Consider the following 21,802-nt stretch of genomic DNA (forward strand, 5'->3'; position numbering starts at 1 on the left):
GGACGTCTAGAGAACCGGGCCTCACGCCGCCGCGCGCTCCTCACCGGAGTCGCTCACGGTGAGTTCGACATCGAGGCGGATGCGTTCGTACGGGAGGTACGGCCGCTTCGAGCGCTCGTCGTCTTCGACGATGAAGACGATGCCGTAGTCCGAAAGAAGCGTGACATCGTCGTGGACCGTCCTGTAGTCCCGATCGAGCTCCTCCGCGAGCGCGCTGATGCTCTCCGCGGCGCCGTCGGTGTCCATCAGCGTCTGGAGCAGTTCGATCCGCCGATCGGTGAGGATCTTCCGCAGCTCGCCGACCGTCGCGAACGACACCACCGCGGGCTGCGCTTCCCCCTGAGCGGCCGCGTCGACCGTGCCGAACGTGTCCTCGCGCATTGCGTCGAACGACTCGACGGTGACGCGAAGCACGCCGGGGTGCGGCCGGTCGCGAGGGTCGCTGTACTTGTCGGGCCAACCGTCGTTGTCGGATTCAGTCATTGGTGGTCTCCGTGTCCGCCAGCGTCGCGATCTCGTTCAGGAACCGAGCCACGTGCGCCGCGATCCCGTGGAACTCGATCTCTGTGTCTTCGCCGAACCGAACGTGCCGGTGATGCCAGCCGAGATCGTCGTCGTCGTGCGCGTCGTCGTATCGGAGCAGTTCGCCGGTCTCGGGATGATAGTACTGAAACCGGTAGAACCACCCGTCCGGATACTCCTCGTCACGGATCGCGAATATCTCCACGCGTCCACCGGGGACGGCGCGGTTCAACTCGATCGGGTGGTGCTCCGGCATCCTGCTGTACTGTAACCTATGTCCCCATAGAACATAAGTCTACTTCCGAATTTGTCGCTCTGATTCAGTTGGGAGAGGACACCTAGATGGTCAGCAGTGTGGCAAAACTGTGATCACATCATTCCGTGTTTTTCGTAGAATTCTTCGAGGGTGTCACAGTCGTGTTCATCTTTCATCGTTACCCATCCCCCGAATCGGTATCTTCGCCAGCATTTTTGCCCGTTGATGAATACCGGGTTGGTCCCGGTTTCTGGTTCCATTTGTATCCCGCCGTCGCGATCTGGTTCGCGGTCAAGATATTCGAAGCCGTACTTCGCGGGCCCGCCGTCATCACCTACAGCCTGCTCGTCACAGTCGTTGCAGACGGGGTTTGGATAGTTACCCGTGGCGCCCCCCACAGTACTACCGCAAATCGGACAATCCATGTCTGGAAGTTGAGATGTTGGGACTATGAGTGTGTTGCTCGAATCCTCTGCAGGCGGCAAAAATACGAACCGGCCGGTCTCAGAACACAGTCTATCGAAATATGCGGGGATCTCGATGCGAATACCGGCCAGGCCCGGTCGATGTGGTCGTAGACCCGCTCGGTCGTCTGGATGCTCGCGTGTCGAAGTCGGTTCCGCACGTCGTAGAACGTGTTTCCTCCTTCGATGTTCAGCATCCGATAGGCGACGCTGTGGCGGAGCGTGTGCGACGTCACGTCTTCCGAGCTTCTCGCCCGGCGACGGTCATCGGCCGCACGGCGGCGGTAACAGCTGCGTCTCACACGACATTCCGTTCCGACTCGGTCGACATCCGGTCAGCCTGTCGCGACGGCCACAGCACGCCAACGCCTTCTACCGCCTATTAATTGCTAGTTGTGAACAAACCTACCGGTTTGCAACGAACTTTACGGTGAGCTCGTGACGGACCAGCTGATGTCGATGTTACACACCGAGTCGGTCGATCGGCTGCTTTCGCTCGCGTCGACCGACCGGGACGCCGTCCTCGAAGAGATGGAAGAGCGCGCCGAGCGTGATGGATTCCCGACCGTCGGTCCGGAGGTCGGTTCGACACTCCGCCTCGCGGCCCGCCTCGCGGACGTGGACACTGTCTTCGAGTTGGGCTCGGGCTACGGCTACTCCGCGTACTGGATCGCGCCGGTCGTGGGGAGCGACGGAACCATCGTGCTCACAGAGGTCGACGAGGACGAGCTCGACGCCGCTCGGACATACTTCGAACGCGGCGGCTACGACGACCGCGCAGTCTTCGAACACGGCGACGCCCTAGAGACGGTCGAGCGCTACGACGGCCCCTTCGACATGGTGCTTCTCGATCACGAGAACGATCGCTACGTCGAAGGCTTCGAGGCCGTTCGAGAGAAGGTCGCGCCGGGTGGCCTCGTCATCGCGGACAACGTGCTCCACTCGACCGGGATGGATCCAGACGACGTGGTTGCGTATCTCGAAGACGGGACGGAACCGGACACGGACTCCTCGCTGCCCGGTATCATGGCCTACTATGAGCGAGTTCGAGCCGATCCCGACTTCGAGACGACCGTCCTCCCCGTCGGTGAGGGGCTGTTCGCCTCGGTCCGCGTCCGCTGATACCCGGTCCGACTTATCACCGGTATTGTTCCAGACTGGTGAGCCGAGCGCGTTCTACGATATCGGGGTTCATCTCCCCTCCATCCCGTAGGGGGATGGAGAGCTGGCGCACGCGCAAGCGAGTAAGTTCCCCGAAACGGGGTTCGCCATTGGCTACGTATGCTAAAATCAGGTGCGCAGTGGTGTCCTCGATAGCGGCAGGCGTGGAGATGAGTAGTGGAATCTGGTCATCTTCCACGGACTGAATGTTTCCCCGATGGTCCCAGCCATCGTGGATCGCCTTCCAGTCCTCCTCTAAGTGGCGCATTTTGAGACGGAGCCTGGACAGGTCTTGCGCGTCTTCGTGATACTGATCGATATATCCATTCGAAGAGCTACTACAATAAACGCCGTCGTCGTCGATCTCTACACTCGAATAGTGCGAGGGCTTATCATAATTCGCACGCGAAAGGTGTCCGACTCCAGACGAAATCCCATGAAGACGGGGACTCACGGATGCGACGCGATTCACAGCAACCGCAGCGGTACGGTGCTGTGATGATGGAGCCGACGCTGTGTTGCGGTTTCGTCGGTTCCAAAACGGATGCGGGAGAAGTGGGCCGGCACGAATTTGAATCGTGGTTACGGCCACCCGAAGGCCGAAGGATACCAAGCTACCCCACCGGCCCGCATTCTCAGGAAGGCCGTTCGTTCTTTTAACCTTTCCGAAAACCGGGGCGATCGGACGCCGCTCGCGGCGCGACTCCCACCGAACGCTCGCCTCAGACCTCGAAGTACCGGTCGCGGTGGGCCCGGCAACCGGGGTTGAACGCGGCGTCACAGCGGGGGCAGGCGTCGTCGTCGGGCCTCTCTCGACTGCCAGCGGCGCGTTGCGCCTCTCCGTCATCGGGCGGAGCCCGGTTGCCCGAGGGACTCTGTCCCTCGCTGTCGCCGTCGAGGTACTCGCGGGCGGTGAGCGTCGCGCCGCAGGCGCCGCACAGCACTGCCGCCTCGTCGAACCGGTCGCGTGGCCACGGTTCAGCCTCGTGGTCGGTCGCGGCGTCGTGACACGCGTCGCAGGGGTAGTACGTCTCACAGCAGCCGAACCGGAGCGCGACCACGTCGACGGCGCTGTCCCAGTGCGCGCAGCGGGTCTCGGGGTCCACGGCGACGCCCCGGAGCGGGACGGAGAACCGGTCGTCGGTCGCGGGCGCGGTCGTCGTGCGCCGGTCGTCAGTAGGAGGCGTATCCATCGGTGTCGATCCAGTTATGGACGACGGAAATCGTGTGGTCGGCGTGGAGGCGCTTCGGGCCGACCCGCACGCGGCGGTCGGCGCGGTCCGCGAGCAGGTCGCGCTCGGCGGGGGGAAAGTCGTTGTGGTCGGAGAGCACGAACACGGGGTCGGTCGGGGGCGCGGCGTCGACGAGGGGGTCGCCGTCCTCGTGGAGCTGGACGAGGGTCGGGCCGTCTGCGCCCGCGGACGTGCCGGAGCGGGGGGAACCACCGCCGTCGTCGAGCACCCGGTCGAGGGTCGCCTCCAGCCCCATCCGGCGGAGCTCGACGCCGGGCGAGACGTCGGCGGGCATGTGCCCGATCGCGTCGTCTCGCGCGTCGATCGCGTCCCGGATCCGCGCGGCGACGTTGCGCTCGTCGGGGTGGAGGTGTCGGAGGCTGTCGGCGTCGAAGGTGACCGTGAACTCGTCGGCGGCGACGAGGTGGACCCGAACCGCCTCGCGGATCCCGTGCGAGAGGAAGACGCCGGCGGCGACGCATCTACAGAGGAGGTCGAGCCGGCCCGCGCCGGGGAGGTCCGACAGCGAGATCGCGTCCGGGTCAGTGGGCACGTCGCGGCCGATGACGACGAACTGGCGCATACGCGGGGGTCGCCCCCGACACTCATAAGCGACCCGACCCGAGGGGGACCATGAGCGTCACCGGGATCTGTCAGATCTGCGAGGCGGCGCCGGCGCGCCACGGCTGCCCGCACTGCGGTCGCGCGGTCTGTGAGGACCACTGGAGCGACGCCGCCGGGGCCTGCACGGCGTGCGCGCAGGGGCGGACGCAGTGAGTGAGGTCGAGGGGCACCGCGCCGGCGACGCCTCGCCTATCGGTACCGATTCAGCCGCTTTTTGAGCCGCTTGGCGGCGTCGCCCGCGGCGCCGAAGTACGTCGCCTCGTCGCCCGGTCGGCTCGACTCCTCGCCCGCGAAGATGATCCCGCGCGAGGAGTTGACGAGCCCCACGTCGACGGCGGCATCGGGATGATCGGCGAGCCCGTGCTCGACCGCGGCCTCCGCGTCGCCCCCCTGCGCGCCGACGCCGGGGACGAGGAAGGGGATCTCGGGGACGATCTCGCGGACCTCGGCCAACTCCTCGGGCGCGGTTGCCCCCACGACTAAGCCGACGTTGCCGTTGCCGTTCCACACGTCCGCGAGCGCCGCGACGCGTTCGTAGAGGGGCTCGCCGGAGGCGAGTTCGAGGTCCTGGAGGTCGCTTCCGCCCGGGTTCGAGGTGCGACAGAGGACGAACACGCCCTTCGCCTCGCGGTCGAGGAACGGCTGGAGAGAGTCGCGACCGAGGTACGGGTTCACCGTGATCGCGTCGGCGCGGTCGAGCGCCTCGGCGTAGCGGCGGGTCGTGTTGCCGATGTCGGCGCGCTTGGCGTCTAAGAGGACCGGTACGTCCTTTCCGTGGGCGTACGCGATCGTCTCCTCCAGCGCGCGCCAGCCGTCGGCGTCCTCGTAGAAGGCGGCGTTCGGCTTGTAGCAGGCGGCGTGCTCGTGAGTCGCGTCGATAATTCGGCGGTTGAACGCCCATCGCGGCAGGTCGGCGTCGGCGACGAACGCGGGGAGCCGGCTCGGGTCGGGATCGAGCCCGACGGAGACGACGCTGTCGGTCGACTCGATCCGGTCCGCGAGCGTCTCGAAGAAGTCCATGGGCGGTGTGGGGTCGGGGGCGCGCTAAACGTTGCGTTCCGTTCGGGTCGGTCCGTCACTCGCGGCGGTCGTTCGCGCACCCATGCCCGGCGCACACCCCGATCGTCCCGAACAGGTACCGGTCCTCAGTCACCGCCTCCGCGTTGTCGGCGAGCGCCCGATGCGCCGCGGCGGTCCGGGCGTCGAGCTGATCGAGCGGGTCGCCACCTCCCGCGTCGAACAGCCGGCCGTTCAGTCGGGCGAACGCGGAGAGGGCGGCGTTGGCAGGGCGGGTCCCCCGCGGTGCGAACGCCGCCACGACGACGCTGTCGGCCACGCCGCACCAGTCGCTCACGACCGCGTACGGGTCCGGGAACAGCGACGTGACGAACGTCGCGAGGACGGCGTCGGCCGAGCGGACCGGCGGCACGGTGGCGTCGCCCCGAACGAACTCGACGTTCTCCCACCCTCGTCGCTCAACGAGCGCGCGGGCTCGGTCGAGCATCGCTCCGGTGAGGTCGACGCCGACGACGCGACCGGTCGGCCCCACTGCCTCGCGCAGCGCTGGGAAGTTGACGCCGGGGCCACACCCGAACTCGACGACGGTGTCGCCGGGGTCGAGGTCGAGCGCCCGGACGCCGCCCGCGCGGACGCCCCCGACCGAGGCGGTCGCTCGCGCGAACCAGTCGTAGACTCGTGCCCACGCGGCGTACCCGCGCTGGATCCGGTGGACCGCGGGTTCGTCGTCGTGTTCGGGGTCCGACTCACCCCCGGAGCGCGACCCACCTTCCGAGCGCGACCGCGACGCCGCCGAGCGCGACTGCGGACGCCGACGGTCTCGGGTCACGAGCGGGCGCGGACCGCCGCGGGAGGCGTCTTCGGCCACCACAGCTCCGGGCCGTCGCGCGCGACGGTGGAGTAACACCGCTCGCTCCCGTCGCAGTCCCGCGGTCGCTGGTAGTCGATCCCCCGCTCCCCGAGATACGTCACGTAGCCGTCGTCGACGCGGTCGAGCTTCTCGTGGCACACCCACTTGTCGCCGTAGATCCGCGCGCCCACGTCGCGGTACGGGCAGGTGAACGTCGTCCGCTCGGCGCCGGCCTCGCTCTCGGTCTCGTCGATGTCGACGCCGACCGACCGATACGCCAGCCGGAGCCGCCGGACGACGCGCTTCGGCGACGACGCGCCGAGGAAGAGCCCGTGCGCGAGGGCGTAGCCGAACCCGTGGAGCAGTCGCTCGACGCGGGTCAGGTCGTCCGGGTCGTCGTCGACGAGCGACCGGAGGGTCGCGTACCAGCCGGCGATCTCGGTCACCTCGTCGAGCAGCGCGTCGGCCTCCGCGAGCGCCCGCCGGCGGTCGGGGAGGGGCGCCGCGCCGTCCGCGAGCCGAAACGACGGCACCGACTCGACGTGCGCGAGCACCTCCTCGCGGAGGGCGTCGCCGTCGGCGAACGCCTCGGTAACCGCCACGAGCGCCGGATACCACTCGCGGATCAGCCTGCCGTACGTCCCGTCGAGGAGGTCGTCAACGCGGTCCGCCCCGTCGACGCGGTCCGCCCCGTCGACGACCCGCGCAGCGGGGAACGCGTCGACGACCCGCCGGAGTTCGGCGGGGTCCGGTCCTGCCATGATTTCACGTGGTGGGTAAGGCCCTTGAATCTGCAGGTCGCCGAGATGAGGGCGCTCTCGGCGTCCGCGACCCGTCGGTGTCGCGGCGGTTCACCGATCGAACGGGCTGTCGATGCCTTGGGCCAGCGGCATGTCGAAGTAGTCCAGCTCGTCGACCTCGCTGATCGAGCCGTCGGCGATCCGCTCGAAGGTCGCCATGAATCCCTCGACGGTGATCTTGACCGTCGTCCCGATCGCCTTGTGGCCGCGCTCGTCGCTCTGGTGAGACACCTCGTAGAGCATCCCGGCGGCGTCGGTCCGGGGACACAGCGCGTCGAGGTACGACCCCCACAGCGGCCCGTACCCGTACCGGGTGAGCGTGTTGAACTTGCCCTTGCCGAACTGCTGGGCGCGCTCGTTGACGAGCTGGTTGAGCTGCAGCGAGCGCCGCTGGGCGTCCTCCGAGAGGTACGGGTTTCCGCTTCCGACGTAACCGGCGTAGTCGACGCCCTCGAGGCCGGCGTATCTCGGGCCGAACGGCGCCATCACGCTCATGATCGACTGCCACTGCGGGCCGTTACCCTTGTCTGGGGACTCCGGAACCACGTTCGCGCCCTGGTGGTGGTGCGTGATCGCCCAGTCGGGGTCGGCGTCGAGGAACGACTCGGTCACTGCCTGGGTCTCGGGGTTGAGGTTGAGCCCGACGCCGAACAGCTCGTCGTACGGGTTCTCGCCGCTCGGGTCGCGCACGTCGAGCGAGATGTCTTCGACCGGGACGTTCAGGTATCCGAACTCCGGGAAATCGTCGAGAACGGACCACCAGTCCTCGTCCTCGTCGCCCGGCTCGAAGCCGGGGAGGATACTGAACCCGCGATTCAGGTCGTACCCCGGCACGTCGCCGGAGTAGTACGACTGCGCGTTGAGGTACCGCGAGTCGCCCTCCTCCCACGCGTTGATGTTGTACCGGCGCTGTCGGAGCTCGCCGTCGGTGCCGAGCCCGTCGTCGCCGACGAAGTTGGCGCCGTCGGGGTTGACTCGCGGGACGATCGTGATCGTGAGGTTGTCGAGGATCTCCTCGACCTGCCGCGAGCCGCCCGTTGCCAGCCGGTTGAGGATCTTCACGACGGCCTCGGCGCCCGAGGGTTCGTCCCCGTGGATCTGGTTGATGAGGTGGAGGCTCTCGTCGCCGTCGCCGATCGTGACCTCCCAGATCGGGTCTCCGCGGCCGGCCGAGGCACCGATCTGGTCCAGTTCCATGCGGTCGCTCCGCCGGTCGATCTTCTGAAGTCGCTTGCCGAGCTCCTCGTTGTCGAGGTACGCGTTGTAGTTGATCGCGCGCTCGTTCGGCGCCCACGGGCCACCCGGTCGGTAGTCGCGACCGCCCGACTGTCCGCTCACCGTGGATCCGAGTCCCGCGAGGCTCACCGCGGCGATACCGGTCCGAAGGAACTGCCGTCTGTGCATGCTGATAACACCCAACAGAAATTGTTTAATTTATCGTATTAATATCTTTCTGAGCTTATGCTTCTGAGGGGCTATTTATCCCCTATCGAACCCCGACACGCTCACCGTTCCGCCGCACGTCGCGGCGTGCCCAGCGTCTGAGGGAGAGCCCGGCGAACGCGCCGTTAGCGCGTCAGACGGTCTGGCTCCGACCCGAGAGCGCGAGGTCAGTCACTCCGTCGACTCCCCGGCTTCCCCGAGTCGATCCGGTGGCGCGTCGCGCTCGGAGAGCATGTCGATCACTTCGAGCAGCAGCGACACGACGAGGGGACCGACGATGAGCCCGACCGCGCCGAGCGTGAGGATCCCGCCGACGAACCCGACGAAGTACAGCCCCGGGGAGATCCTGCCGGCCCAGTCGGCGAGCTGCGTCCGGATCACCGCGTCGGGAACGAAGGAGACGACGACGAGACCCAGCGCTAACACGGCGACCGCCCGCCCGGTCTCCCCGACGAGGAGGTCGCCCGCGGCCATCGACACGACGAGCACGCTCGGCCCGACGACGGGGATGAACTGGAGGACACCGGCGATGATGGCCAACAGGACCGGCGAATCGTACCCGAGGAGCGCGAACAGCGCCAACGCGAGCACGAACGTCCCCGCCGCCGTCGCCGCCTGCAGGACGTAGATCGAGTACAGCGTCTCCCGCGTCCGCTCGTGGAGTCGCGTCGGGATGTCGTGATACTCGGCCGGGACCACGCCGAAGACGGCCGTTCCGACCGCTCTCGGCCGGTAGAAGAGCCCGTACACGAGGAACGTGAAGACGACGAGTTCCAAGACGAGCCGCGGCGCCGCGGCCGCGATCGCGATCGCGACCTGCCGGAGCCACACCTCGGCGGCCGCCACGTACGGCACCGTCTCGATGACCAGCTCGAACCCGCCCACGCTGATCGGGACGATGTCGGGTATCTGCCCGAGAATCTCGATCAGCTCCGCCCGCCGCCGATACAGCACGTAGAGCAGCGGAACCACGAGGAGCACGGCGGCGACGAAGGCGACGGCGGTGGTGGTGACGCACGCGATCCGTCGGGACAGCCCCCGTTCGACGAGCCACTGACGAACGGGGTACAGGACGTACGCGACGGTGACCGCGAAGACGACGGTCCGGAGCACTTCCGCCAGCACGACCGCCGCGAGCGCGGCCAACGCCACGAACAGCGCGCCCAGCAGCCGCCCTCGGTTGAGGACCATAGGCCGGCCTCACATCCCCCGGCAAAAGTCGTTGCGGTGGTGGTGTTCTGAGCGGTCGCGACGGCGGTGTCGACCGCCGCGTTCCGGGTCTCTCCTTCCGAGGCCGCCACTGGGGACCGTAGCACCTAACCTCGCGCCACTCCCACGTCCGGTATGCGCATCGACCCGTTCGGCCTCGAACGCTGGTTCGCGGAGTACGAACACGAGGCCGACATCATGTTGGCCGAAAGCGGCATCCGGTCGCTCGACGCGAGTCGGTTCGACCTCGACCCGGGGAAACTCGACTACGTCATCCCGACGAACGGGGACCCCGACTTCCGGGCCGCAGTCGGCGACCGATACGGCCGGAGCGCCGACGAAGTGCTCTTCACCTGCGGGACGCAGGAGGCGAACTTCCTGACGTTCCTCTCGCTGCTCGGCGACGAGAGCGCCGTCGACGGGAGCGAGGACGACGCGGAGGGCCCGACCGCCGGAGTCGGCTCCGGAACCCACGCGGTGGTCGTCACGCCCACGTATCAGGCCCTCCACGCGGTCCCCGACGCGTTCGGTGAGGTCACCCGCGTCGAGCTGGAGCCGCCGGAGTGGAAGCTGGACCCGGACGCGATCGCCGACGCCGCCCGCGACGACACCGCCGTGATCGTCGTGAACAACCCGAACAACCCCACCGGCCGATACCACGACGAGGCGGCGATGCGGGCGGTCTACGACGTGGCGGTCGATCGCGACGCGTACCTCCTCGCCGACGAGGTGTACCGCCTGCTGGCCGAGGAGCCGCAGCCGCCGGTCGCGAGCTTCGGGTCTCACGGCATTTCGACGACGAGCCTCACGAAGGCGTACGGCCTCGCCGGGCTTCGGTTCGGCTGGATCGCCGGCCCCGAGGCGGTCGTCGAGCGCGCGTGGCGCTGGAAGGATTACACCACCATCTCGCCGAGCCTGTTCGGGCAACACGTCGCGAAGCAGGCGCTCGGTCGACGCGAGCCGAACATCCTGGAAGAGAACCGCGAGCTGGCGGAGACGAACCGCGCGCTCGTCGCCGACTGGCTCGACCGCCACGGCCTCGACTGGTACGACCCCGTCGGCGTCAACGGGTTCGTCACGGTTCCTGACGGATTCGACGACGGCGAGGCGTTCTGTCGGGCCGTCGTCGAGGAGGAGAGCGTCGTGCTCGCGCCCGGCGGGCTGTTCGGCTTCCCGGACCGGTTCCGGATCGGGTTCGGGCTCCCGACCGAGGAGCTCGAAGAGGGGCTCGACCGCGTGAGCCGCGTCATCCAGGGCGAGAACGCGAGCGTCGCCGACGCGGAAGGGGGTGCCTGAGATGGGGTTCTTCAGCGACATCAAGGAGGACGTGGTCGGCTTCGTCCGCGACCCGACCGACGAGCAGAAGGCGCTGTTCGCCGCGGCCGTCGTGATGATGATCGCCGACCGCGCGCTCTGGTGGATCGACTTCCCGTTCGTGGTCCGGACGACCGCCGCGGTCGGCGTCGGCTTTATCGGTCTCTTCGTCGCCAGCTACCTCCTCACCGGGCAGTTCGTCCCGCCGGACGGGAACGCCGACGAGGACGAGTACGTCGACGAGATGGATCCCTGATCGGCTCACGGCCGAAGCGGCTCCGGCCCGCCGATCCCGTCTCCCGATCCCCCGCGACGGCGTTCCAAACCGTTTATACCCGCGCCTCCGGAAGTAGCGCTTATGCCGCGAGAGCAGAAGCAGGTTCGCGAACTGCAGGAGGGAAGCTACGTCATGATGGACAGCTCGCCCTGCAAGATCAACCACTACAGCACAGCCAAACCCGGGAAACACGGGAGCGCGAAGGCGCGCGTCGAGGGCAAAGGCGTCTTCGACGACAAGAAGCGCTCGCTCTCGCAGCCGGTCGACGCGAAGGTCTGGGTCCCGATCATCCAGCGGAAGCAGGGCCAGGTCGTCTCCGTCTCCGGGAACGACGCGCAGGTCATGGATCTGGACACCTACGAGACGTTCACCATGCGCATCCCCGAGGGGGAGGACTTCAACTCCGACGACAACATCGAGTACCTGGAGTACGAGGGCCAGCGAAAGGTCGTCGGGTAATCGAGGTCGATGTTTCCGGGAGCGACGGCGGACCGCGAGGCTGCTTCGTACGTGGTCGTCGGCGCTCCCTTAGACGCCACGACCACCTTTCAGCCGGGCACCCGGTTCGGACCGGACCGGGTCCGGCGCTTCGCCGAGACCTACGACGACTACGACCGCAGAACGGACAGCGACTTCTCAGCGCTCGGCGTCTGTGACGCCGGCGACGTGCGCCCGTGGGACGACGTGGAGGAGTACCTCGACCACCTCGCCGCCGAGCTTCGAAGCGTCACCTACGACGACGCCGTCCCCCTCCTCGTCGGCGGCGAACACACCGTCACGCACGCCGGCGTCGAAGCGGTCGACCCCGACGTGCTCGTCGTCTGCGACGCTCACCTCGACCTGCGCGACGCCTACGACGGGAACCCGCTGAGCCACGCCTGCGTCACCCGGCGCGCCCTCGACGACCTCGGCGTCGACCGCGTCGTGATCGTCGGCGCGCGCACCGGCTCGGAGGAAGAGTGGGACCGCGCAGCCGCCGCCGACGTGACCGTCGTCCCGCCCGAGGACGCCCGGGCGTGGGTCGACGGGATCGACGCGGCCGCCTTCGAAGGCGAGTCGGTGTACTGCTCGGTCGACATCGACGGGCTCGACCCCGGATTCGCGCCGGGAACGGGAACGAAAGAGCCGTTCGGGCTCGATCCGCGGGAGGTACGCGACCTCGTCCGCGCGGTCGCGCCCGCCGCGGACGGGTTCGACGTCGTCGAGGTTAACGACCGCGACGACGGGCAGGCGGCGGCGCTGGCGGGAAAGCTCCTCCGGGAGTTCGCACGGTCGCACGCAGCCGCCCGGGACGACTGATCGCGTCGGCCTGTACGCTGATCGCGTCGGGATTTACGACAGCTCCGAGAGCCGTCGCCGGGCCGCGGTCACCGCTTCTACGGCGTCGATCCACTCGCGGGGATCCGTACACCAGATGCGGTCGCCCTCGACGCTGACGCAGAACACGGACTCGCTGGAAGGCGCGAGAGTGACTCGGTCGACGTCGGGGCGGTCGCCGAGGTAGGAGTCGATCAGGCGTCGAGCGGTCTCCGCCTCGGACCGGAGGCGACTGCCGGCGGCGTACTCGATGGCGATCTCGGCCATACCTCCGCGTACATCCTACATGATTAATAAACACGCTCTTCTGGCAGCGCTTGCGATGTTCTCGGGGAGACGCCGGACGGGTGCCGGTCGACACCCGTCGGGAGCCGCCCTCACCGCCCGTCGTACACCACGTCGCCGTCGACGACCGTCATCGACACCTCGATCTCCCGGATCGCCGCCGACTCCTCCCACGGCGAGGCGTCGAGGACGGCGAAGTCGGCGCGCTTGCCGGGCTCGACCGTGCCGAGCCGGTCCTCGTCGAAGCCCGCGTACGCCGCGCCCCGGGTGTACGCGCGCAGGGCCTCGGTCACCGTGAGCCGCTGCGCCTCGACGGGGGCGTTGACGGCGTGGTGCACGCCGAGTAAGGGGTCCATGGGCATCCCGTCGGAGCCGAACGCGAGGCGGACGCCCGCGTCGAGCATGTCGCGGTAGCGGTTCGTCGCGGCGGTGCGCTCCGGTCCGAGCCGCGCCTCGTAGAGCCCGCCGTCGCCCGCCCACTTGAGGAAGTTCGGCTGGACGCTGGCGACGACGCCCGTCTCCGCGAGCCGCTCGATCGCCGCCTCGTCGGCGAGTTCGACGTGTTCGATCCGGTGACGAGCCTCGCCGGGGTCGGCCTCGGAGGCCTCCTCGTAGGCGTCGAGGACGGCGTCGACCGCCTCGTCGCCGATGGCGTGAGCGGTGAACTGATAGCCCGCCGCGGTCGCGTCCGCGACCGTCGCCGCCAGCTCGTCCGGGTCGACGACCCACTGACCGGTCTCGTCGGGGGCGTCGGCGTACGGCTCCGAGATCCGCGCGGTCCGCCCGCCGAAGCTCCCGTCGGTGTACGACTTGATCGCGCCCGTCTCGACCGCGTCGCTCCCGGCGTTCGTGGACAGGCCGACCTCCCGCAGCGCGTCGAGGTGATCGCTCCAGTAGTTGATCCGAACGCGAGCGGTCAGCTCGCCGGCGGCGTCGAGGTCGCGGTAGACGCGCGGGGCGTGCGAGCCCCGAACCATGTCGTGAAAGCCCGTGACCCCCTTCGCGGCGCAGTCGTCGAGCGCGGCCGTGACGAGGCTGCGAGTTGCTTCCGCGCCCGGCTCGACCGCCTCGTAGACCGGGTCGATCGCGCTCTCCAAGAGCACGCCCGTCGGCTCGCCGGCGGCGTGGGTCGGCACCGTCTCGTCGGGGGCGCTCGCCAGTTCGTCCGCGAACCGGTCGAGGACGACCCCGTTGACCGCTGCGACGTGCATGTCCTCGCGGAACGCCGCGACCGGTCGCTCCGTCGAGACGCGGTCGAGGTCCGCGCGGGTCAGGTAGCGGTCCTCGTCCCACGCCGACTCGTCGTAGCCGTAGCCGAGGACCCAGTCGGTCGCGGGATCGCCGGACTCGTCGTCGGACGCCTCCGAGTCCCGGTTCTCGACCTCCGCCGCCTCCGAGTCCCGGTCTTCCACCTCCGCCGCCCGCTCAGCGAGCAGATCGATCGCCTCGTCCGGCGAGTCGGCGACGGAGAGGTCGGCGTGGACGAGGTAGCGTCCGACCGTCGTCAGGTGGGTGTGCGCGTCGATGAACCCGGGGAGGAGCACGCGCCCGTCGAGGTCGATCACCTCGGTGTCGACCCCTTCGAGGAACCGCACCTCGTGGCTCCGGCCGAGGCGAGCGATTTCGCCGTCCCGGACGGCGACGGCCTCGTGGGTCAGATCGGGGGCCGCGAGCGTGTGTACCTCTCCGTTTACGAACAGTCGGTCCGCGGCGTCGGTCATGGGCGAGACCGGGGGTGGGAGCGTGTTAACCGTTCGGGAAACGGCGACCGATTTATTCGGTGACGGGACGAACCCTCGCGTATGTACGACCGGATACTGCTCCCCACGGACGGCAGCAAGGGCGTCGACCGCGCGATAGACCACGCGATAGACGCCGCCGAACGCTACGGCGCGACCCTCCACGTGCTCTACGTCGTCGACAGCGACGTGGTCAACGCCTACTCCGGCGACGAGTTCGTCGACGGCTCTGAGGGCGCCGAAGAGACGCTGGAGGAGCGCGGCCGCGAGGCGCTCGACGAGGTGGCCTCGCACGCCGCGGACGCCGGCGTCGACACGGAGACCGAGCTGGTGTACGGCGTCCCCCACGAGGCGATCCTCGAGTACATCGACGACGCGGACATCGACCTGACCGTGATGGGCTCGAAGACCCGGTCGGGAGACTACCGCCGGATGCTCGGCTCGGTCACCGAGCGCGTCTCGCGGCAGTCGACCGCGCCCGTGAGCATCGTAAAGACGACGGTCTCTGGGTGACGCCGTCACCCCCACGTGTGCCAGACGATCACTATCGACTTGTGTGAGGGGGTCTACGATCGGGTATGGCGCCATCGCACGTCCTCGTCCCGCTCGACGGATCGCCGCTGGCGGACGACGCACTCACGCAGGCGCTCGAACTCTTCGACTGTCGGGTGACGGTCCTCAACGTCGTGACGCCGCTCGACGCGGGAATGAGCGAGGGAGGGATTCTCGAATCCGGCGAGGAGCGCCGCCAGGACGCACGTGACCGGGCGGCCCGCGTCATCAGTCAGGCGAGGTCACGGGCCACCGAGATCGACCGCGAGATCGAAACGGTGGTGGAGACCGGCGACCCGGCCGAGACCATCCTCGAATACGTCGACGCCCACGACGTCGACCACGTCGTCATGGGGGGACACGGGGGCGAGCGAGGGAGTATCGCTCGGCGACTGCTCGGAACCGTGGCGACGAGCGTCGTCGGCGAGGCACCGGTGACCGTGACCGTCGTTCGCTGATTCACCCAGACACGGTCCACTTCATCCGCCGAGAACCGCGGCGAAGGCCTTGTAGAGCCCGAATCCGATCGCGATCGAAGCGACGAGCGTGATGAGCCAGAACGCGAGAGTGACGCCGATTTTCCGACGGGAGACACCGGCCGACCCCCCGGCGAGTCCGCCGCCGATGACGCCGGAGATGATGATGTTGTTGAACGAGATCGGGATCCCGAGCGCGATGGCCAGCTGCGCGATGATGAACCCGGGAACCAGCGCGGCGATGGAGCGTCTGACTCCCAACTGCGCGTATTCGCGGGAGGTCGCCTGGAGTAGTTTGGGCGCTCCCATCCAGGCGCCCGCGAGAATACCGGTCGCGCCGAGCGCGAGCAGGACGATACTGGGGAGCCCGAGTTCGACCCCGTAGAGGTTCTCGAGTGGGCCGGTCGCCAGTCCGACCTGGCTCCCGCCGCTGGAGAAGGCGACGACGCTCCCGAGGACGATGAGGAACGTCCGGATACCCCCCTCTACCGACGCCTGGGTCCGCCGGCGAATCAGGTAGAACCACGCCGCGGCGGCCGCCAGCGTCACGAGCACCACCACGGGGTCGACGTCGGCGACGGTCGGCGTCTCGACCCGTCGCGCGAGGAACCCCGCGACGGAGCTCTGGCTCGCGTCGGGCGGCGAGGGGATGACGCCCAGTCGCACGTTGGCGATGATGCCGCCGACGACCGCCGCGAGCAGCGGGACGCCGACCGTCTCCGGGATGTCGTCGCGCCGGAGGATCGTGGCGGTGAGATAGGCGAGCCCACCCGAAACGGGGGGAACGAGCGCCCAGAACAGCGCGATGCGGCGGTAGGTGTCGATGGCGGGGTCGCCGCCGAGCGAGAGCCCGACGCCGACCATCGCTCCGGTCGTCGCGAACGCCGCCGGGACCGGGTAGCCGCTGTAGACGCCGAAGGCCATGAACCCGGTCGCGGTCAGCAGCCCCGCCGTCGCCGCCAGCGACGTTATCTGGACGCCGTCGATGAGCCCCGCCCCGACCGTCTCGGAGATCGCTCCGCCCTGCGTGAGCGCACCGAGCGCGGCGAGGATACCGATGAGGAAGGCCGCCCGCATCGTCGAGATGGCGTTGGCGCCGATCGCGGGGGCGAAGGGCGGCGAGTTGCTGTTGGCGCCGAGCGCCCACGCCGTGGCGAGGCTGGTGAGCGTCGCCAGCGCGACGAGCACCCAGAAGACAGATCCCGCCACGCTCACCGTCCCCCACTGACGGCGGTTCGAGCCATGTCACCCACTTCGGCGGAGGCCGTGATTAAACGTTCCCCCGCGTGAGTCCACGGCGGCAGTAGCAGGTCGGTGTTCCCGCCGCACGCGACCGATCAGATCGCGCCGAGCGTCCGGACGAAGGGCACCCCGACCGCGTCGGTGACGCCCGCGAACGGGAGCACCGCCAGCACCAGCACCGCCGACGCCCACGCGACGAACCCGATGATCCCCGCGTGGACCCACGAGGCCCCGTAGCGCGCCCGGATGACCCAGACCCACGCGAGAAGCGGGAGGAACTCGCCGATCAGCGGGACCCACGAGAGGAAGAAGGCGGTGAGCCCCCACACGATCGCGCCGACGAGCGCCGTGAACACGGCGTGGCCGTAGTCGCGCGTGCCGGTCACGACCGCCGCGGCGATGAAGATGGCCAGCCCGCCGACGAGCAGGCCGATTGCGAACGTGACGGCCGATCCGATGAGGCTCATGGGCCTCCGTTTCGGGGCGAGCCACTTGGGGCCGTCGGCGGGGGATCGGAATCGCTCGCCGGCTCTCCCGGCCTCCAGTCCCCTCCCGCCCTACAGCCGCTCCCGCCCTCCAGTCCCCTCCCGCCCTACAGCCGCTCCCGCACGTCGCCGGCGACCGCCGACAGCGCCGCCTCCGCGTCGTCGACGCGGTCGGCGAGGCTACAGAACCCGTGTGCCATCGCCGGGTAGTGGCGGTGTTCGACCGGGGTCCCCTCGCTTTCGAACCGCTCCGCGAGTGCGACGCCGTCGTCCCGAAGGGGATCGAACCCGGCGGTGACGACCGTCGCCGGGGGGAGGTCACCGAGGTCGCCGGCGCGGAGCGGCACGGCGAAGGGGTTATGCGCGTCGACCGGGCTCCGGAGGTACCGGTCGAAGAACCACCGCATGTTGGCGCGGGTGAGGAGGGGGCCGTCGGCGTTCTCGCGGTACGAGTCGGTCTCGAAGTCGTGGCCCGCGATCGGATAGAGCAGGAACTGGCCGGCGATGTCGACGGAGTCGACGCCGGGCGACTCGGGTCCGAACTCGCGGGCGTGGAGGGCAGACGCGAGCGCGAGCGTCGCCCCGGCGCTGGTGCCGGAGACGCCGACCCTGTCGGGGTCTCCGCCGAACGCCGTCGCGTTGCGCGCGACCCACTCGACGGCCGCGGCCGCCTCGTCGACCGCGGCGGGGAAGGGGTGCTCCGGGGCGAGCCGGTAGTCGACCGAGACGACGACGGCGTCCGCTCGGCTCGCCAACTCGCGGCACGGGCCGTCGATCGAGTCGAGCGTGCCGAGGGTCCACCCGCCGCCGTGGAAGTGAACGAGGGTGCGGGCGCCGCCGGCGCCGTCGCTCTCGTCACGCGCTCCGCCGCCGGCCGAGGCGTCGAGGGCGGCCTCGGGGCGGTACACACGCACCGGCACCTCGCCGTGCGGACCGTCGAACGCGAGGTCTCGCACGTCGGCGACGGGCGGTTCGGGGTTGCCGGAGAACACCTCGTCCTCGACGCGTCTCGCGGCGTCGACCGAGAGTTCGTGCCACTCCGGGAGCCCGAGCGCCGCGATCTCGTCGACGACGGCGGCGATCTCGGGGTCGAGTTCGTCCGCGCGCATGGCGGACGGAGGCGGTGCCCCTTTGTAAGTCGGTCGGCAACGTCCGCCGATGGACGTCCGGCTGACCTACGAGGACGGGACGATCCGGGTCGCCGCCGGCGGCGCGCCGGAGTCGCTCCCCCCGCTCCCCGGCGTCGAGAGCGATCCGCGGTCGGGGACCGGCCGCGCGCCGGCCCACCGCTACGCCGCGATCCGCCGGGCCCTTGAGGTCGCCGGGGTGACCGTCGAGGACCACGTGCTGGACGCGAGCGACCGCGCGGGGGCGGACGCGGGACTCGCCGGCGGTCTCTCGACCGACTACGACCTCCGGGAGTACCAGCGCGAGGCGCTCGACGCGTGGCGCGACGCCGGCGACCGCGGGGTGCTCGAACTCCCGACCGGGGCCGGCAAGACGGTGATCGCGATCCGGGCGATGGTCGAGTTGGGCGTGCCGACGCTCGTAGTGGTTCCCACGGTCGACCTCCTCGATCAGTGGCAGCGGGAGCTGGAGGCGGAGTTCGACGTTCCGATCGGTCGGTTCGGGGGCGGCGAGCAGCGCCGCGAGGCGATCACGGTGTCGACGTACGACTCGGCGTATCTCAAGGTCGAGGATGTCGGCGACGCCTTCGAGTTCGTCGTCTTCGACGAGGTCCACCACCTCGGCGGCGAGGGGTACCGAAACGTGGCGCGACTGCTCGCGGCGCCCGCGCGGCTCGGGCTCACGGCCACCTTCGAGCGCCCCGACGGCGCCCACGAGGCGGTCGCGGAGCTGATCGGCGACCGCGTGTACGCCCTCGACGCGGACGACCTGGCCGGCGATCACCTCGCGCCCTACGACATCCGCCGGATCGAGGTGGAGCTGACACCCGACGAGCGCGAGCGCTACGACGCGAAGCAAGGCACCTTCGTCGAGTACGTCCGCGACGCGGGGATCACGTTCACGAGCGGGAGCGACTACCGGGAACTGGTCAAGCGGTCGGGCAACGACCCGGCCGCCCGCGAGGCGCTCCTCGCGAAGCAGGACGCCCGCGAGATCATGATGAACGCGAGCCGGAAGGTCGATCGGCTCGAAGCGATCCTCGACCGTCACCGCGACGACCGGGTGATCGTCTTCACCGCGCACACCGACCTCGTCTACCGGCTCTCCGAGCGGTTCCTGCTGCCGGCGATCACGGCCGAGACGGGCGCGAAGGAGCGCCGCGAGATACTGGAGCGCTTCCGCGATGGGACCTACGGTCGGGTCGTCGCCGCCAACGTCCTCGACGAGGGTGTCGACGTGCCCGACGCGAACGTCGCGGTCGTGCTCTCCGGGTCGGGCAGCGAGCGGGAGTTCACCCAGCGGCTCGGGCGGGTGCTCCGACCCAAGGACGACGACGGTCGGGCGACCCTCTACGAGGTCGTCAGCGCGGAGACCGCCGAGGAGCGGGTCGCGAGCCGCCGGCGTTGAGCGGGACCATCCGAGGGAGGATATTTAATTCAGTCCGAGCGGCCGCGACGATTACGTATAAATCGGTACGGTGGCGCGTGCCGACGAGCGGCCGTAGGCCGCGAGTCGCACGCGCGAGGGAGTCGCTGGCGGCGGCAGCCGCCAGCGACGAGGCTGGGGAGGTGTGAGGCTGCGGTTGCGTTCCCGCGAGCGATAGCGAGCGGGAGCACGGAAGTCGCAGCGCCGAGCGAAGCGAGGCGACCGTCTTCCGGCGGTGCGGTCGGGTGGGACTCAAAAGGGCAGCCTCACGGCTGGGGCTTTGGAGGTGGTCACCGCCGATTCGCTGTCAGTAACCACTTATAAGCGAGCACCTGGGCCTTCGGAAGCGTACCCCGCCGATCCAACGCAACCGTCGAATTCGTTCAGTCGCCGTCCATGTCGAGCGAGCGCTTCTCGCCGAGCTCCTCCTCCAAGCTCCCGCGCTCCCAGCTCCGGACGGCGTCGCCGTCGACCTCGGCGCGGAGCTTCTCTTCGAGGAGGTTCACCGCGACGCTGTTGGCGCCCTCCGGGATGATCAGGTCGGCGTGTTTCTTCGAGGGCTCGATGAACTGCTCGTGCATCGGTTTCACCGTCGAGAGGTACTGGTCGATGACGCCCTCCAGGTCGCGGCCGCGGTCGATCACGTCACGGCGGATTCGGCGAAGGATCCGCACGTCGGCGTCGGTCTCGACGAACAGCCGGAGGTCCATCATGTCGTTTATCTCCTCGTCGTACAGCGCTAAGATCCCTTCGAGCACGATGACGTCGGTGGGATCGACCGTAACGCGCTCCTCCTTCCGGTTGTGGATCTCGAAGTCGTACTGGGGCATCTCGACGGATTGGCCCTCCAGCAGCGCTTCGAGGTGCTCTCTGAGGAGTTCCCACTCGAACGCCGAGGGGTGATCGTAGTTGACCGACTGGCGCTCTTCGAAGTCGAGGTGCGAGAGGTCCTCGTAGTAGTTGTCCAGCGGGATGCGGGTGACGCTGTCGCCGAGGTCGCGGGTGACGAGCCGTGAGACGGTCGTCTTCCCCGCGCCGGTCCCCCCCGCGATCCCGATCACGAACGAGGGAATGGTCATGCCCCCGACTCGGGCGTCGGAGGGTTTGAAGGCTCCTTTTCGTCGCCGTCCTCGACGCGCTCGCGATCGCTAAAAACGTCCCCGTCCCGAGAAGCATACCCGTTCCGCCCCGCCTCACGCGGTTTCCCCGCCGATCGGCAGTCTACGCCCGGAATACGTATAACGATACCGGGGGCACCTTTTAGCCGTTCGCTGCGGAACCACGGGTTATGCGAACAGACACCACGGTTCGCGACGTGATGCATCGCGAGTTCCTCGGCGTGAGCGAGTCGGACCCGCTGCGCGACGCGGCGGCGCTTTTAGTCGACGAGGAAACGAACTGCCTCGTCGTCCTCCGGGGCGGCGAGTCCGTCGGTCGGCTGGGCTGTCGGGACGCCCTCGGTGCACTTCTCGACACGGGCGGCGACGAAGGCGGCGAAGGCGGCGAAGGCGACGGCGACCTCACGGTCGGGTCGGTCATGGGACCGCCGCTCCCGACGGTGGCGCCCGACGACTCGCTGGCCGCCGTCGAGGAGCGGCTCGTCGCGGAGGGGTCCGACCGGATCGTCGTCGTCGAAGACGGCGAGGCGGTCGGCGTCGTCACCGGTGGCGACGTGCTCGCCGCGGGCGCGCCCCGGAGCGGCGACGGCGTCCACGACCCCCTCAGCGACGGGGAAGCGACCGGAGAGCCCCGACGCGGAGACACGGCGATGATGGGGTCTGACGGCGGCGTCGACCCCGCCGTGGAGGCGTCCTCTACCGACGCGTCGGGATCGCCGACGCAGGGCGTCTGCGAGAGCTGCGGGGCGCTCGTCCCCGACCTCGTGAGCGCGAACGGGCAGGCGGTCTGTCCCGAGTGTCGCGAGGTGTGACTCGATCCGCCGGCACCGCCTCGTTCTGCCGCCGGTAGGCTCAAACGCCCGGCG

At 69.0% G+C, this 21,802-nt stretch carries 26 protein-coding genes, 1 tRNA gene and 1 pseudogene; 10 read left to right on the forward strand and 18 right to left on the reverse strand.

Annotated elements, in window-relative coordinates:
- Positions 1-21: 21 nt before the first annotated feature.
- The 4 genes and pseudogenes from C471_RS02035 to C471_RS16160 form a co-directional block, all read right to left on the reverse strand.
- On the reverse strand, positions 22-483 hold the full coding sequence (locus tag C471_RS02035) for an HVO_A0114 family putative DNA-binding protein (protein WP_004046283.1): 462 nt from the start codon (positions 481-483) through the stop codon (positions 22-24).
- Positions 476-778: a toxin-antitoxin system TumE family protein gene (locus tag C471_RS02040; protein ID WP_004046285.1), complete on the reverse strand. Its 303-nt coding sequence runs from the start codon at positions 776-778 to the stop codon at positions 476-478. The genes C471_RS02035 and C471_RS02040 overlap by 8 nt, the downstream gene beginning before the upstream one ends.
- Before the next feature lie 113 nt (positions 779-891).
- Entirely contained in the window at positions 892-1,203 is a 312-nt protein-coding gene (locus C471_RS16155) for a hypothetical protein (RefSeq protein WP_080505520.1), read from the reverse strand.
- A 134-nt stretch (positions 1,204-1,337) separates the two neighbouring features.
- A pseudogene (locus tag C471_RS16160) lies at positions 1,338-1,600 on the reverse strand (tyrosine-type recombinase/integrase); the annotation flags it as partial.
- A 95-nt stretch (positions 1,601-1,695) separates the two neighbouring features.
- On the opposite strand from C471_RS16160, the gene C471_RS02045 reads away from it, so the two are divergent.
- Positions 1,696-2,364, forward strand: a complete 669-nt coding sequence (locus C471_RS02045; protein WP_049908921.1) for an O-methyltransferase — start codon at positions 1,696-1,698, stop codon at positions 2,362-2,364.
- Between the two features lie 595 nt (positions 2,365-2,959).
- Here the strand turns inward: C471_RS02045 and C471_RS02055 are convergent.
- The 3 genes from C471_RS02055 to trmY form a co-directional block, all read right to left on the reverse strand.
- Positions 2,960-3,032 (reverse strand) — tRNA-Pro (locus tag C471_RS02055).
- Positions 3,033-3,125: 93 nt separating this feature from the next.
- A complete protein-coding gene (locus tag C471_RS02060) occupies positions 3,126-3,596 on the reverse strand; it encodes a CHY zinc finger protein (RefSeq protein WP_004046292.1) in 471 nt (156 codons plus the stop codon).
- Positions 3,577-4,218, reverse strand: coding sequence for a tRNA (pseudouridine(54)-N(1))-methyltransferase TrmY (gene trmY, locus C471_RS02065; protein ID WP_004046294.1), 642 nt, complete (start codon positions 4,216-4,218; stop codon positions 3,577-3,579). The genes C471_RS02060 and trmY overlap by 20 nt, the downstream gene beginning before the upstream one ends.
- A 50-nt stretch (positions 4,219-4,268) precedes the next feature.
- On the opposite strand from trmY, the gene C471_RS17565 reads away from it, so the two are divergent.
- Positions 4,269-4,412 (forward strand): hypothetical protein, encoded by a 144-nt coding sequence (locus C471_RS17565; protein ID WP_169332421.1) that lies wholly within the window; start codon positions 4,269-4,271, stop codon positions 4,410-4,412.
- A gap of 36 nt (positions 4,413-4,448) precedes the next feature.
- On the opposite strand, the gene pyrF is transcribed toward C471_RS17565, so the two are convergent.
- The 5 genes from pyrF to C471_RS02090 form a co-directional block, all read right to left on the reverse strand.
- Positions 4,449-5,279, reverse strand: coding sequence for an orotidine-5'-phosphate decarboxylase (pyrF, locus tag C471_RS02070; protein WP_004046295.1), 831 nt, complete (start codon positions 5,277-5,279; stop codon positions 4,449-4,451).
- Between the two features lie 55 nt (positions 5,280-5,334).
- Entirely contained in the window at positions 5,335-6,144 is an 810-nt protein-coding gene (locus C471_RS02075; protein WP_004046297.1) for a class I SAM-dependent methyltransferase, read from the reverse strand.
- Complete coding sequence (locus C471_RS02080) at positions 6,102-6,887, reverse strand: hypothetical protein (RefSeq protein ID WP_004046299.1); 786 nt, start codon at positions 6,885-6,887, stop codon at positions 6,102-6,104. Before C471_RS02080 ends, C471_RS02075 begins: the two co-directional genes overlap by 43 nt.
- A 90-nt stretch (positions 6,888-6,977) precedes the next feature.
- A complete protein-coding gene (locus tag C471_RS02085) occupies positions 6,978-8,330 on the reverse strand; it encodes a M14 family zinc carboxypeptidase (protein ID WP_004046301.1) in 1,353 nt (450 codons plus the stop codon).
- A gap of 210 nt (positions 8,331-8,540) precedes the next feature.
- Positions 8,541-9,560 (reverse strand): AI-2E family transporter, encoded by a 1,020-nt coding sequence (locus C471_RS02090; RefSeq protein ID WP_004046303.1) that lies wholly within the window; start codon positions 9,558-9,560, stop codon positions 8,541-8,543.
- Between the two features lie 153 nt (positions 9,561-9,713).
- Between C471_RS02090 and C471_RS02095 the strand changes: the two genes are divergently transcribed.
- From C471_RS02095 to speB, 4 genes are all read left to right on the forward strand, one after another.
- Positions 9,714-10,874, forward strand: coding sequence for an aminotransferase class I/II-fold pyridoxal phosphate-dependent enzyme (locus tag C471_RS02095; RefSeq protein WP_004046306.1), 1,161 nt, complete (start codon positions 9,714-9,716; stop codon positions 10,872-10,874).
- Between the two features lies 1 nt (position 10,875).
- Complete coding sequence (locus tag C471_RS02100) at positions 10,876-11,148, forward strand: hypothetical protein (protein WP_004046307.1); 273 nt, start codon at positions 10,876-10,878, stop codon at positions 11,146-11,148.
- A 102-nt stretch (positions 11,149-11,250) separates the two neighbouring features.
- On the forward strand, positions 11,251-11,628 hold the full coding sequence (locus C471_RS02105) for a translation initiation factor IF-5A (protein WP_004046308.1): 378 nt from the start codon (positions 11,251-11,253) through the stop codon (positions 11,626-11,628).
- A gap of 9 nt (positions 11,629-11,637) precedes the next feature.
- Complete coding sequence (gene speB, locus C471_RS02110; RefSeq protein ID WP_004046309.1) at positions 11,638-12,468, forward strand: agmatinase; 831 nt, start codon at positions 11,638-11,640, stop codon at positions 12,466-12,468.
- A gap of 33 nt (positions 12,469-12,501) precedes the next feature.
- Here speB and C471_RS02115 read toward each other — a convergent pair whose 3' ends face one another.
- Together C471_RS02115 and C471_RS02120 are read right to left on the reverse strand one after the other, a co-directional pair.
- On the reverse strand, positions 12,502-12,753 hold the full coding sequence (locus tag C471_RS02115) for a hypothetical protein (RefSeq protein WP_004046310.1): 252 nt from the start codon (positions 12,751-12,753) through the stop codon (positions 12,502-12,504).
- 110 nt (positions 12,754-12,863) lie between these two features.
- Positions 12,864-14,492, reverse strand: a complete 1,629-nt coding sequence (locus tag C471_RS02120; protein ID WP_004046311.1) for an amidohydrolase — start codon at positions 14,490-14,492, stop codon at positions 12,864-12,866.
- Positions 14,493-14,573: 81 nt separating this feature from the next.
- On the opposite strand from C471_RS02120, the gene C471_RS02125 reads away from it, so the two are divergent.
- Positions 14,574-15,023 (forward strand): universal stress protein, encoded by a 450-nt coding sequence (locus C471_RS02125; protein ID WP_004046312.1) that lies wholly within the window; start codon positions 14,574-14,576, stop codon positions 15,021-15,023.
- A 65-nt stretch (positions 15,024-15,088) separates the two neighbouring features.
- Positions 15,089-15,520: a universal stress protein gene (locus C471_RS02130; RefSeq protein WP_004046313.1), complete on the forward strand. Its 432-nt coding sequence runs from the start codon at positions 15,089-15,091 to the stop codon at positions 15,518-15,520.
- A 21-nt stretch (positions 15,521-15,541) separates the two neighbouring features.
- Here the strand turns inward: C471_RS02130 and C471_RS02135 are convergent, their stop codons facing one another.
- From C471_RS02135 to C471_RS02145, 3 genes are all read right to left on the reverse strand, one after another.
- A complete protein-coding gene (locus C471_RS02135) occupies positions 15,542-16,747 on the reverse strand; it encodes an inorganic phosphate transporter (protein WP_004046314.1) in 1,206 nt (401 codons plus the stop codon).
- A gap of 128 nt (positions 16,748-16,875) precedes the next feature.
- A complete protein-coding gene (locus C471_RS02140; RefSeq protein ID WP_004046315.1) occupies positions 16,876-17,247 on the reverse strand; it encodes a hypothetical protein in 372 nt (123 codons plus the stop codon).
- A gap of 125 nt (positions 17,248-17,372) precedes the next feature.
- A complete protein-coding gene (locus tag C471_RS02145) occupies positions 17,373-18,374 on the reverse strand; it encodes an alpha/beta hydrolase (protein WP_004046316.1) in 1,002 nt (333 codons plus the stop codon).
- A 49-nt stretch (positions 18,375-18,423) separates the two neighbouring features.
- Here C471_RS02145 and C471_RS02150 point away from each other — a divergent pair, with 49 nt between their 5' ends.
- Positions 18,424-19,800: a DEAD/DEAH box helicase family protein gene (locus tag C471_RS02150; RefSeq protein ID WP_004046317.1), complete on the forward strand. Its 1,377-nt coding sequence runs from the start codon at positions 18,424-18,426 to the stop codon at positions 19,798-19,800.
- 401 nt (positions 19,801-20,201) lie between these two features.
- Here C471_RS02150 and udk read toward each other — a convergent pair whose 3' ends face one another.
- Positions 20,202-20,897, reverse strand: coding sequence for a uridine kinase (gene udk, locus C471_RS02155; RefSeq protein ID WP_004046318.1), 696 nt, complete (start codon positions 20,895-20,897; stop codon positions 20,202-20,204).
- A gap of 209 nt (positions 20,898-21,106) precedes the next feature.
- On the opposite strand from udk, the gene C471_RS02160 reads away from it, so the two are divergent.
- Entirely contained in the window at positions 21,107-21,748 is a 642-nt protein-coding gene (locus tag C471_RS02160; RefSeq protein ID WP_004046319.1) for a CBS domain-containing protein, read from the forward strand.
- The last annotated feature ends 54 nt before the right edge of the window (positions 21,749-21,802 follow it).

This window comes from Halorubrum saccharovorum DSM 1137 (assembly GCF_000337915.1).
Classification (GTDB): Archaea; Halobacteriota; Halobacteria; order Halobacteriales; family Haloferacaceae; genus Halorubrum; species Halorubrum saccharovorum.